The organism is Ornithinibacillus salinisoli (genome assembly GCF_042684965.1).
In the GTDB taxonomy this organism is placed as follows: Bacteria; Bacillota; Bacilli; order Bacillales; family Amphibacillaceae; genus Ornithinibacillus; species Ornithinibacillus salinisoli.
In genome coordinates this window covers 245,671-258,670 of the sequence record NZ_JBHUMI010000014.1, presented here as the reverse complement: position 1 = coordinate 258,670, position 13,000 = coordinate 245,671, and the positions used below count along the sequence as shown (strand labels likewise).

The 13,000-nt window shown below is 32.2% G+C and carries 11 protein-coding genes and 1 pseudogene; all 12 read left to right on the top strand.

What is annotated here, in order from left to right; genetic code table 11:
• The first annotated feature begins 2 nt into the window (after window positions 1-2).
• The 12 genes and pseudogenes from ACFSTA_RS08615 to ACFSTA_RS08560 all read left to right on the top strand — a co-directional run bounded on the left by ACFSTA_RS08615 (window position 3) and on the right by ACFSTA_RS08560 (window position 12,727).
• Complete coding sequence (locus ACFSTA_RS08615) at window positions 3-920, top strand: glycosyltransferase family 2 protein (RefSeq protein WP_377556213.1); 918 nt, start codon at window positions 3-5, stop codon at window positions 918-920.
• A 335-nt stretch (window positions 921-1,255) separates the two neighbouring features.
• Window positions 1,256-2,341 carry a hypothetical protein gene (locus ACFSTA_RS08610; RefSeq protein WP_377556212.1) on the top strand — a complete coding sequence of 362 codons (1,086 nt, stop codon included), beginning with the start codon at window positions 1,256-1,258 and terminating at the stop codon, window positions 2,339-2,341.
• 91 nt (window positions 2,342-2,432) lie between these two features.
• The gene (locus ACFSTA_RS08605; RefSeq protein ID WP_377556210.1) at window positions 2,433-3,011 is read left to right on the top strand and encodes an acyltransferase; all 579 of its coding nucleotides are present in this window, start codon (window positions 2,433-2,435) and stop codon (window positions 3,009-3,011) included.
• A complete protein-coding gene (locus tag ACFSTA_RS08600; RefSeq protein WP_377556209.1) occupies window positions 2,992-4,221 on the top strand; it encodes a glycosyltransferase in 1,230 nt (409 codons plus the stop codon). The genes ACFSTA_RS08605 and ACFSTA_RS08600 overlap by 20 nt, the downstream gene beginning before the upstream one ends.
• Window positions 4,214-5,476: a lipopolysaccharide biosynthesis protein gene (locus ACFSTA_RS08595; RefSeq protein ID WP_377556208.1), complete on the top strand. Its 1,263-nt coding sequence runs from the start codon at window positions 4,214-4,216 to the stop codon at window positions 5,474-5,476. Before ACFSTA_RS08600 ends, ACFSTA_RS08595 begins: the two co-directional genes overlap by 8 nt.
• 51 nt (window positions 5,477-5,527) lie before the next feature.
• A pseudogene (locus ACFSTA_RS08590) lies at window positions 5,528-6,832 on the top strand (nucleotide sugar dehydrogenase).
• Between the two features lie 109 nt (window positions 6,833-6,941).
• Window positions 6,942-8,312: a UDP-glucose dehydrogenase family protein gene (locus ACFSTA_RS08585; protein WP_377556206.1), complete on the top strand. Its 1,371-nt coding sequence runs from the start codon at window positions 6,942-6,944 to the stop codon at window positions 8,310-8,312.
• Entirely contained in the window at window positions 8,293-9,321 is a 1,029-nt protein-coding gene (locus tag ACFSTA_RS08580; protein ID WP_377556205.1) for an SDR family NAD(P)-dependent oxidoreductase, read from the top strand. Before ACFSTA_RS08585 ends, ACFSTA_RS08580 begins: the two co-directional genes overlap by 20 nt.
• Before the next feature lie 916 nt (window positions 9,322-10,237).
• Window positions 10,238-10,840 carry a zinc ribbon domain-containing protein gene (locus ACFSTA_RS08575; RefSeq protein ID WP_377556204.1) on the top strand — a complete coding sequence of 201 codons (603 nt, stop codon included), beginning with the start codon at window positions 10,238-10,240 and terminating at the stop codon, window positions 10,838-10,840.
• A gap of 323 nt (window positions 10,841-11,163) precedes the next feature.
• Complete coding sequence (locus ACFSTA_RS08570; RefSeq protein WP_377556203.1) at window positions 11,164-11,592, top strand: hypothetical protein; 429 nt, start codon at window positions 11,164-11,166, stop codon at window positions 11,590-11,592.
• 327 nt (window positions 11,593-11,919) lie between these two features.
• Window positions 11,920-12,117 carry a hypothetical protein gene (locus ACFSTA_RS08565; RefSeq protein ID WP_377556201.1) on the top strand — a complete coding sequence of 66 codons (198 nt, stop codon included), beginning with the start codon at window positions 11,920-11,922 and terminating at the stop codon, window positions 12,115-12,117.
• A gap of 439 nt (window positions 12,118-12,556) precedes the next feature.
• On the top strand, window positions 12,557-12,727 hold the full coding sequence (locus tag ACFSTA_RS08560; RefSeq protein WP_377556199.1) for a hypothetical protein: 171 nt from the start codon (window positions 12,557-12,559) through the stop codon (window positions 12,725-12,727).
• Window positions 12,728-13,000 lie beyond the last annotated feature (273 nt).

The window sequence follows — 13,000 nt, the reverse complement described above, 5'->3', positions numbered from 1 at the left end:
GGATGAAAAATAAATTGGTTAGCGTAATAATTCCAACATACCAAAGGCCTTTAACACTATCTAGGGCAATTAATTCAGTTTTGATTCAAACATTCTCTAATATTGAAGTTATAGTTGTAGATGATAATAATCCTAATACAGACGAAAGAATAGAAACTGAAGAGTTAATGCTGAGATATAGTGGAAATCCAAAGGTGAAATATGTTAAACATGAGTTTAATAAGAATGGATCAGCAGCTAGGAATACGGGCTTTAAGAATTCAAAAGGAGAATATATCATGCTTTTAGATGATGATGATGAGTTTCTTCCTAATAAAGTAGAAGTACAAGTTAAGTGCTTAGAAAAACGGGATAGTTCTTGGGGAGCCTGTTATACAAAATATAAACGATTAAAAAATGGAAAAATTGATACTGTCTGTGCAGAAAACCAGGAAGGTAATTTGTATTTTAAAGAGCTATGTAGAAACCTTTTTATTCAAGCTGGATCAAATTTAATGATGCGTAGAGAAGTTTTTGAAGAATTAGGTGGGTTTGATGAAACCTTTCAAAGAAATCAAGATATTGAATTTACTGTTAGGCTTTTAAAAAAATATAAGCTGGCCTATGTTGATGAAATGGGACTCATTTATCATAGGCATCCTGAAAAAAGATTTTTTGATATGGATAAAATTACAAAACACTATTTATCTACTTTCAAATCACATATTGATGAACTATCCGAAGAAGAGAAAATTAAATTTTATAAGTTAATTAATCTACAACTTTTTCGTTATAGAGTTGTTACGACTAGAAACTTGACTGAAGGATATAACATGCTAAAAGATAGGAATGTTGGAGTAATTGATGTTTTAAGATATTTTTCCCATCTGACATATCGTCGGATTTTTAGAAAAAGTTATGGGTTTAAACTCAAAGAATAATGATTTGATTGGAGCTCTTTATGGTATTTGATAGTATATTTTCCTATTTGGCTTTTCTTATATATATTCTTATATTTGTACTAGTATATATATATGTAAAAAAGATAATTTCCCAAAGTGGTTTTAATGGATTAAGCATGTTTATTTTAACATTTAGTATGTTTTATTTTGTTGTCCCATTTATTCAAATGTTTTTTAAGACCTATAGAGATAATACATCACTTTTTACAATTCTTTTAAATCAGATGAGTAATGGAGAGGTTTTCTTCAACTTATTAATGAGTGCAATTTGCTTACTTCTAATTATTGTTTCGTATCATTTAAGGTTTAAATCAATGGGTAACATAAAATTCAAGGAGACTTGGAAACAAAAAGGATTAGAGGGAAAGGTTTTATACAAAAAAATCAAACTTATTACAGACATTATATTCCTTGTTGGTGTAGCAAGTATAGTTTTACTAATTTTTGAAGTTGGTTCCTTAAAAACATACTTGGCGTTAGGCTCATTAACGAGAGGGTTAGACAAGTCACCAACTGATTATATTGGATCAAGCTATTTACAACTGGTTACACTCTCAGTAATAATCTTAATACCACCATATTTGTATCTATATTTATACCGTTTAAAGAATAGTAAGATAATCCTTTTAAAATTTTTTATATCGTTAATTTTTGCAGTATTATTTCTACTTTATAATCAAGGAAGGGCTCCCCTTGTCATTTTCTTTTTACCATTCTTTTTTGCAATCGGTAAAAGGAGGAAAAAAGGTGTATTGGGGTTGGCTATACTATTTGGGGTAGGACTATTTTTGCTTGCCTATTTAGATGCAATATTTCAATATTTAGCTTATGGATATTATGCTGTCGAGCAAAGCGGTAACTATATTACTGAGTTTTTAAGTCAATTTAGCTATCCATTTGCAAATTTTTCTTTAAGAAATGAATTAATACAATATTCTGGATATCGCTATATGTACGATTATGTTATATGGCCATTTACAATGATACCAAGTTCGATATTAGAGTTAATTGGGATTAGCAAAGAATCAATTATTTCAGTGTCAACTTTTAATACGAAAGCTTATGGAGCATTTTTAGGGGTAGACCCTACTGGGGGGATCCCTGTCGATTTATTAACCTTCAATTACTATCAATTTGGTTATTTCACATTATTACCTATGTGTTTAGTAATAGGTAGAATACTCCGTAGATTAGATTTAATATTTTACTTTTTTAAAAACAATTTTGCTATAAGGATCGTGTTGTATAGAATATCTTTTTCGATGATAGGTATATTAAATAATGCTGATTTATCTGCAATTGTGCGAAATAGATTAGATATTGTCTTGTTACTTTTAATAATAATATATATATATATATATGAAAAAAGGTTAATAGAAACTAAACGAAGTGAACAATGATTTAAATTAAACTAAAAACTAAAGTGCTATTCACTATAAAAAGTAGAAGTATAATTAAGAAAGTTTAAGGAATGAAGAGGAGGAATACTGTATGAAAAAGATATTCTCCAAAGTGTTTATAGTAATATCTAGATTAATTATGTCTTGTGTTTATGATAAAAAATTTTTAAAAGGTCGCTGGTTTGATAATTCCACTAAAGGTTGGCGCTGGTGCTGGCGGAGTGTTTTTATGCAAAAAATAATTGGATATAATAGGAGAATTCCTTTTCCTGTATCTCATAGAAACAATGTAGGGAATCACCGAAATCTTATCTTTAGTTCCAATGACATGAATAATTTCCAAAATTTCGGTTGTTATTACCAAAATTTTCATGGGAAAATTCACATTGGTGATGGAACATACATTGCCCCCAATGTTGGGTTAATTACACAGAATCACAAAATTGGGGATTTAGATAATCATGAAGAGGCAAAAGATATTATTATAGGCAAGGATTGTTGGATAGGTATGAATTCAACTATTTTACCTGGAACAGTGTTAGGTGACGGTACCATCGTTGGGGCAGGTTCAGTAGTTACTAAAAGTTTTCCAGACGGCCTATGCGTAATAGCGGGTAATCCGGCAAAAATATTAAGAAGGTTAGATATAAATGAAAAAAGACAAGAATAATAGAATAGCAATTATTACTCCCTTTTATCCAATAAAACATAGAAATGACTTGTTTGAAGATACAAAGGCAGTATTTTATTTGTTAAAAGAGTTTGCTAATGATAATGATATTCTTATAATACATTTATTCATGCATGGATTCAAGAACGCATGGCGACAGTTACCAAAAGTGTTGCCCCTAAAATCGAACTATAGAAAATATTTATACACTGATGATTACGGAAACAATATTCTTTTCTTTGAATACTTATTATTATTCCCTAAAACAATTAAAACTTTTCGTTATTTTAGTAATAAGTATGCTAGTTTTATAAAACAATACTGTAAAGAGGAACAATATAAACCAGAAGTAGGTGTGGTACATTTTCCAACTTATTATAATGATCTTATGAAAAATATGGATATATTCCCCAAAAAAATAGCAGTAATTCACTCGTTCGATATTAAGAATATTAAAAACGGATATAGCTTAGTCTTTTGGAAAAAGTATTTTGAGGAATTTGATGCTATTGGCTTTAGGTCATATGTAATAAAAAAAGAATTTGAAAAACTAATTGGAACCAGAAATAATTCGTTCATGTCTTTGTCTGGTATTCCTGAGGAATATATAACATTAGAAGTAAACAAACCTAATTATAATATAAATGAAAATATTAAATTAATGTATGCTGGTAGATTAGATGATAATAAAAATGTTGCTAGAAGTGTATTGGCTTTAAATAAGTTAGGTAAAAGTGTACCATATTCTTTTACTATTGTTGGTGATGGAGAAGAAAAGAAAAATATTGAAAATTTAGTTAGTAATTTAGGTGTTTCTGAAAAGATAACTTTTGAAGGTAGAGTGACTAGGGAGAAAACTTTTACGCTAATGCAAGAAGCGGATATTTTTATTATGGTTAGTAAGAAGGAAACATTGGGTCTCGTATATTTAGAAGCTATGGCTGCAGGTTGTATTATAATAGCGACAAGAGGTCAGGGTATTGACGGTATTGTTATAGATGGTGAAAATGGATTTTTAACTGATTCTAATGATGAAAATGCTATTCATCAAACTATTTATCATGTAATGACATTAAATCCTGAGGAGCAAATGAGAATTAGAGATAATGCAAAAAATACAGTTAATAATTTAAGTGATACTTCCTTATCAGAAGAATACTATTATAATATTTGCTCAATAATACTGAAGGATATGCATTTTAATGAATAGAATCAAAAATCTTTTTAATGACGGATTCTTTAGGTCAGTTATGACATTAACATCGGGATCAATATTTGCTCAAGCATTAACTATATTAGTAGCTCCCCTTTTAACAAGGATATATTCACCAAAGGAGTTAGGGGTATATACATTAATTTTAACTGCAGAAAGCCTATTTGGAAGTATTATATGTGGCAGGTACGATGTAGCAATTGTTACTGAGCCAGATAAAAAGAGAATATATCCAATTATTAAGTTATCTTTTTTTATTACAATTATATTTAGTTTAATAGCATCAATCGGATATGGGTCATATTACTTCCTTTTACAAGATGAATATCGAAACTATTCTTATGCGATTATTTTTATCTTTGCGATGTTATTAGTCAATGGATTGATGAGAACACTTGAAGCTTATAATAACCGTTATAAAGAGTATAAGGTAATGACTTCTGTATATGTCTTAAAAACGTTAGCTCAAAATTTTGGATCTGTAGTTTTAGGAGTTCTTAAATTTGGGGTTTTTGGATTATTGATTTCACATACTGTTGGAATGTTAGCTGGACTTAAAAAGCAATCAATAACTATGAAATCTCATTTAAAGGAAATATTGTCATCAAGTAAGGCGGAGATGAATGTGGTTATGAAAAGTCATTACCGCTTACCGCTTTATTCAGCACCTGCAGCATTTGCTAATCGTTTCTCTTATGCTTCCATAGCTCTCTTTATTGAATCTTTATTTGGTTTATCTGTATTAGGCCTTTACTCGATATCATATAAAGTGCTAGGTTTACCTTTAACAGTGATGAGTAATAATGTAGCAAAAGTTTTTTTTCAAGAGGCTTCGAGAGAATATGATGAAACTGGTAAGTTTGCAAAAAGTTTTACAAAGACAAGCATTATACTCCTACTTATCGCGATTCCTATGGTTTTAGCATTATATTATTTAGCACCTATAGCATTTGAAATTGTCTTTGGGTCAGGTTGGAAAGAAGCCGGTGTATATGTTCAAATTCTGGCACCTATGTTTGGTGTTAGATTTGTAGTTAATACTGTAGCTTATGGATTACAGGTTGTTAAGAAACAACAGTTAGAACTTGGGCTTCAACTTATGTTTATAATTTCCTCAGTAGCTTGTTTAGTTATATCAAAATTATTAGATTTTAATGTCCACCAATATTTGATGTCAATAACAATTGTATTTTCATTAGTTTATGTTATTTACTTTATTAGCATAATGAAGTTCGCGTATGGAAAAAGATAATATATTATTAAAAAATGAAAAGAGGAATTAAAGTATTTCAGTATATGAAAAATAGTAAATAAACAAGCGAGAGTCTCAGTTGTAGGTTTAGGATACGTTGGGATACCTTTAGCAGTAGATTTAGCTAAAAAAGTAGATATTATTGGTTTTGATATAAATCAAAATAAAATTGATTTATATAAATCTGGAATTGATCCTACCAATGAGGTTGGTAATGAAGCAATAGAGCAAACTACCATTGATTTTACAACTATGAAACAAAGTTAAAAGAAGCTAAATTTCATATAGTTGCCGTCCCTACTCCAATTAATTCAGATAAAACACCAAATCTTTCTCCGTAGAAGGAGCTAGTTCTATTATAGGACGTAATTTGACTAAAGGATCTATTGTAGTATATGAATCAACGGTATATCCTGGAGTAACAGAAGATATTTGTATCCCTATTCTTGAAAGGGAATCAGGTCTAGATTGTGGGGTTGATTTCAAAGTAGGATATTCACCAGAAAGGATCAATCCTGGAGATAAAGTACATCGATTAGAAAATATTATTAAAATAGTATCAGGAATTGATAAAGACACTTTGGAAGAAATTGCAAAAACTTATGAGTTAGTTATGCAGGAGTGCATAGCGCTAGTTCGATTAAAGTAGGTGAAGCTACCAAAGTAGTTGAGAACAGTCAACGTGATATTAACATTGTATTCATGAATGAATTAGCTATGGTGTTTGATCGTATGGGGATTGATACAAAAGAAGTTATTGATGCAATGAATACAAAGTGGAATGCGCTTAAATTTTATCCAGGACTTGTAGATGGTCATTGTATTGGTGTTGACCCATATTACTTTATTTACGAGGCAGAAAGATTAGGATATCACAGTCAGATTGTACTATCAGGTAGGAAGATCAATGATGGCATGGGTGAATTTGTAGCAGATAGTATTATTAAGAAATTAATACTTGCAAACAAACTAATCAAGCAATCTAAAGTAGTTATTCTCGGTATTACCTTTAAAGAAAATACACCTGATACAATAATTTCGAAAATAGTTGATATTTTGAAAGAATTAAAAGAATATGGCATTGAACCAATTGTAGTTGACCCCGAAGCAGATGCTATTGAGGCTAAACAAGAATACGGTATTGAGTTAGTCGATATAAAAGATGTAAAAGATGTAAAAGATGCTGACTGTATTGTTTTTGCTGTTGCTCATGATTTGTTTTTAGAGCTGGATTGGAATGAAGTTAACTCTTTATTTGGAGATTTTGATAATAAAGAGAAAGTAATTATTGATGTTAAAAGTATATTGAATAAGTTAGAAATAGAAGAAAAAGGATATACCTACTGGAATCTATAGATTGTGTAAATACTTTACAGACTATTTATCTAGAAAATACGATCATTGTTAATAATAAGAAAAGTTAGAAGCTTAGTCTACAAAAAAATAAAATGAAAGTAGGGTAATTATGTTTAAAATAGCAGTTGCAGGAACAGGCTATGTCGGCTTAGTAGCAGGTGTATGCTTTGCCGAAATTGGGCATAAAGTAACTTGTGTGGACATTAATGAGAATAAAGTCAATTTAATGAAATCTGGAGTTTCTCCAATTTATGAAACAGGTTTAGAAGAGTTGATGCAAAAAAATTATGCTGCTGGAAGAATCGAGTACACAACTGATTATGAATCAGCTTATAGAGATGCGGATGCAATTTTTATCGGTGTTGGTACTCCAGAACAACCGGATGGATCTGCAAATCTATCATATATAGCTACAGTTGCTAGACAAATTGCTGAATCGGTAGAAAAGGATTGTCTAGTTGTAGTTAAATCGACAGTTCCAGTTGGAACGAATGATAAAGTGGAACAGTTTATTCAGGACTTTTTAGTAAATGATGTGAAAGTAGAAGTAGCTTCAAACCCAGAATTTTTGGCCCAAGGATCTGCGGTACACGATACGTTGCATGCAGAAAGAATAATTATTGGAACTGAAAGCAAATGGGCGGAAGAATTATTATTGAAGATTTATGAGCCGTTCAAATTACCTATCGTTTCCGTAAATAGAAGATCGGCAGAAATGATTAAGTATGCATCTAATGACTTCCTTGCCCTTAAAATATCCTATATGAATGACATTGCAAATCTTTGTGAATTAGTTGGTGCTGATATTCAAGATGTGGCAAAAGGGATGAGTTTTGATGAGCGTATTGGAAGCAAGTTTCTAAATGCAGGAATCGGTTTCGGAGGTTCATGTTTCCCTAAGGACACTAAAGCACTTGAGTATATTGCTAGACAGAACGGTTATGAACTCAAAACAGTTAAAGCGGCTATTGATGTAAACCAAGAACAAAAAATAATGCTTTATAAGAAAGCTAGTAAAAGACTCATTACGTTAAACAGTCTTAAGGTTGCAGTGTTAGGATTAACTTTTAAGCCTGGCACGGACGATTTAAGAGAGGCAGCATCTCTTGAAAATGTACCATTATTATTAGAACAAGGTGCAGACATTTATGCATTTGATCCGGTTGGAGCAGAGAATTTTACTAAAGTTCACCCAGAAGGTAATAATGGCAAAGGAAGTATTACTTATGTTTCCAATATCGAGCATGCTCTAGAAGATGCAAATGTTTGCTTTATCTTTACTGAATGGGGAGAAGTGAAAGCATTAACTCCTGAAACTTATAAGAATTTAATGAGAACTCCTTTAGTATATGACGGCAGAAATATATATCCTGTGGAAGATATGCAAGAAGCAGGAGTAGAGTATCACTCAATCGGTAGAAAACCTGCAATTAGAGAAGCTGTTAAGGAGTCGAAGAATCTTGAATTACAAAACTCTTGATCCTAGTAAAACATACCTAATCACTGGAGCAGCGGGTTTTATCGGATACTACTTATCTAAAAAACTACTAGAACAGGGCTGCCAGGTGGTTGGTATTGATAACGTCAATGAATACTATGATGTGAACCTTAAACATAGCCGTTTGGGGAACTTGGAACCTTATGAGAAGTTTACCTTTATTAAAGGCGACATATCAGACAAGGATATGTTAATAAGAACCTTTGAAGAGTACAAGCCTAATGTTGTAGTTAACCTAGCTGCTCAAGCGGGAGTAAGGTATTCAATAGAGAATCCGGATGTCTATATTCAAAGTAATATCATTGGCTTTTATAATATCCTTGAGGCCTGCAGATATAATCCAGTTGACCATCTTGTATATGCATCATCTAGTTCTGTTTATGGTGCCAATAAAAAGGTTCCATTTGAAGAGACAGATTTTGTAGACAATCCAGTATCACTTTATGCATCTACTAAGAAATCAAATGAATTGATGGCTCATACGTATAGCCAGCTTTATAAGATTCCAGCTACGGGGCTTCGATTCTTTACGGTTTATGGTCCGATGGGGCGTCCAGATATGGCCTATTTTGGATTTGCAAATAAATATTTTAATGGAGAACCAATTAAAATATTCAATAATGGTGATTTTGAGAATGACCTCTATCGTGACTTTACTTATATTGATGACATTGTCGAGGGGATTGAACGATTATTAAGTAACCCACCTGAAGATAATGTTCAACATAAGGTCTTTAACATTGGGAATAACAGTCCAGAAAAGTTAATGGTGTTTATCGAAACTTTAGAAATGGCCTTAAGTAAAGCGTTAGGCAAAGAAGTACAATTTGAGAAGATTTTTGAACCAATCAAGCCTGGGGATGTACCAGCTACTTATGCTTCAACTAATTTATTGCAAAAAGCTGTAGGCTTTAAGCCTGAAACTTCAATTGAAGATGGACTGCAGAAGTTTGCTGATTGGTATGTGGAGTATTATAATCTGAAGGATTAAATAAATTACCCGCTAGGCAGTTGGCTGATATACTCCCCTTTCGGTAGACAGATTAAAAAGTAAAAATCTGCTACTATAAAGGGGAGTATTTTTTGTGTCTAAAAGAACTTACTGTGGGGAGTAAATTTAAAAATCCTAAAAGCATGTGAGGATGTAGTTATACTCTATTAATGAAAGTCACCATGCCACTCCGAAAAATCGCAGAACAAGGAAATGTCCTATCGATGCAGTTAAAAGATGGAAAAGGCAAACCAGAAAGAACCTAAAAGTAATAGGCAGCAAAAAACTAAATAATGATGAGTGTCAAAGCGTGTAGGTGCCTGTTACTCCTCAGATTGTGTCAAATGGAAAGATGTTGTAAGGAATTAATTACATAAAAGTGATCAATGGGTTTATGATTGCTTGGGTCGGAATCCTTTATCCTAAGTCAGCTGTTAAGTTAGGCATACGCTTTATGCATATTAATAGACCGTTTGGACGGTAGAATTCACTGTAGCTACTACTGTTGTATTACGGTTAAATATTTTTCTTGACGATAAGTTCAAAACATTTATAAAGTTGTCGACAGAAGAAGGGGTTTATATTTTTTTGTCGAAAAACCGAACAAAGACTAAACTATTTAAACTAGTCAATGGCGTATTTTAAACTTACTACATGATCTACATAAATATTTATAATTTCGTTTATTAAATTTGCTAATACTTAGCTAAAAGCCCATAGGGGATAATTTAACACTTAAATTGCTGTAAAAGATATTTAATATGAAAAAAATGAAAGGAAGGGATACTCTAGTGAAATATTGTCATAATTGTTGAGAAGAAAATACTTCTAAGGGAGATTATTGTGCAAATGAATTTAAAGAGGAGATGCAAATTAAGGATTCGTATAATCCTTTTAAATAAAGGGGTGATTATCTATGAGATTAAAGTATTGTCCAAGTTGCGGTGGCAAAATAAGTGAAGAAATAAAGTATTGTTCGAATTGTGGTTTGGAAATGAAAAAATTAGAGTTACCAAAAAAAGAAAAGAAGAAAAATTTTAATGGACTACTTCAAAGTTTCATTCAGAACAAAAGAATAATTATTCCTATTATGATTATAGTTCTATTGTTAGTGGTAATTTTTATTATTCAAATTAATAAAGTGCCAGAAATTAAGTTCTATGGCAATAAAGAAAATGGATATATAGCAAAGGAATCATCTACTACATTCAATATTAATGCGTATTATGAAGATACAACATATTATCTTAGGGATGACAGAAGACCTAGTATGATAGAGTTGGACATAGAAGAATCATATAATGTCAGCTCTGTACACTTTGTATTTATTAGTGAGGGGAAAGTCTTAAAAGAATGGGATGAAAACTATGAAGGTGGTACAGGTAAGCGTAGTTTACTTGTAAATACTCTATTAAGAGATGTGAACTTTGAAGTCGGTAAATATAATCTAGAGGCATACATTAATAATGAACTTGTGGCGGTAGGGGAATTCAAGATTGTTGATAGACCTAGCTATTAGTAGCTTCTAAGGTAAGAGCCATTGACCTTGTGCTTGTTACTAAATGCAATAATCGTTATAATTTCTGGAATTATACAAAAAATACAAATGATCCTATTGTAAAGTGGGACCATTACTGTTTCTTAAACTTCTAGAGGTATAATGGAAAAAAAGGGGACAGGCACCATGTCCCATTAGGTCATAGGTCTGTCCCACCTCTACACAGCTCGTAGAAAACACAAAAAACACATGCTTTGATGATAAAATATATTTTTCAAATTTAACAGAAACTTAATTATCGCAGATACTTAGATGATTTGATAGATTTACAAGGGGGATTATCCGTGAACAAGAGAATATTATTAGTAGTATGCATTTGTTTATTTGTATTGATGGTCGGTTGCACCTCATCGGAGTACAAATCCTTTATTGAGGCTGGTAATAACTCAATCCATGAAGGAAATTATGAAGATGCATTAACAAATTACTCTAAAGCAATGACAGAGAAAGAAACTGAAGAAGCGGAAACTATCTATGAAATATTAGAGTTGATGGTAGATGGTATGAGTTTATTTGAGCAGGGTAATTTTGAACAAAGCTTAGAAGCTTATCAAGGAATTGGTGAGTTACCAATAGAGGAATTAACTGTTTTGAAGAAGGTAGAGCGTGATCGAGATAAGCTGATAGCACAAACGGAAGAAACTATTGAAACGTATACACGTATGGTGGAGTTGTTGGAGCAGGGAAAGGACTATTTAAAAGAGCAGGAATAAGATGAGGCACTAAATCTTTTTGAAGAAATAGCAAATTCCACGGAATCTCCTAACAATAATAGTGTCAATCAATTAAAGGAAGAAGCATCGTCTTTAATTGAACAAACAGATCATGAAAAAGCAGAGTACGTTGAAGAACAGGAAAGAATCGCCGCAGAGAAGAAGGCAGAGGAAGAACGAAAAAAGGCGGAAGAGGAGCAACGCAAGAAAGAAGAAGAACAGCGAAAGAAAGAGGAAGAGGAACGTAAAAAACAAGAAGAACAAGCGAAATCATCTAAATTTTCCCATGAGGAAGCAAGACAGTATGTTCATGAATATCTAATAAGCTTGTATTCTGGAGATCCACTAAGTAATTCAAATGTACGATTAGAATATGACCATGATTTAGAAAATGGCGATTATGTTTTTTTGTTATACGAAGTGGTCATTAATAACTCAGAAACGAAAGAAGGACATACAGCGACTTGGGGCTGGTATGGCATTGACCCGGTTAATAATTATGTCTATGATGCCATGACATATTAGAATATGGATGGAACTCAACCTGAGATGTTGGGTTCTTTTTTATCTGTCTGTTTATGGAAGAAAACTCCTTGAATTTAACAAAAACACCCCCAATGGAATATTTTCAGCTGTGGGTTCAGAACCCAACCAGATACCCTGCTTAATTGTGTTACATTTTCAGCGGTATCAGTCCTTGTATCAACTCAAAAAAGAAAAGTGGATGCGTATACTGCAATATTTGGAAGTTGAGTCCATATGAGCCAGCTGAACGAAATGATGAGTGACAAGAGTAATCTCAAGGGATTAATGCTTCTTCTCAAATTATGTACAAGGACTCGGTGTTGACCAACACTTTGCTTATGTTGTTTAATGACGGTTGTTGATCATAAAACATATAAATCCAGCTGCAGATATTTAATATATAATAGAACTATAATAACTAAAGGAAAGAGGGATTATTATGAGGGAATTTGATTTTGCTAGATTCTTGAATGAGCAGGGGAGTATTAGTAGTAAGGACAAGGCGGTTAGATCTAGGGTTGCGAAGGCAAAAAAGGTTGAACGTGATTTAGGTGTTAATTTAGACGAAATAGTTAAAAGTGATGACCATACCTATGCGGTGCTAATGTGAATTAAGAATGGTGAAATGAATGAACATAACGGAGTTTATCAAAATGCTGTTAGAAAATATTATCTATTTATCCCTACATTGAATAAGTATATAAGATAAAAGGGTTTTTGGTGAACATGGGGACGTTTCTATTGCTCATTTTAGGAAGAGTGGTAAATAAGGGGACAATCGGAAGTATTTGCGTGAAAGAAGGCACAACTAGCGGATTTAATTGTGCCTTCGTCTTATCTTATGTAACTACTTGCTAGGGACTTGTATATAAACAAAAGACCG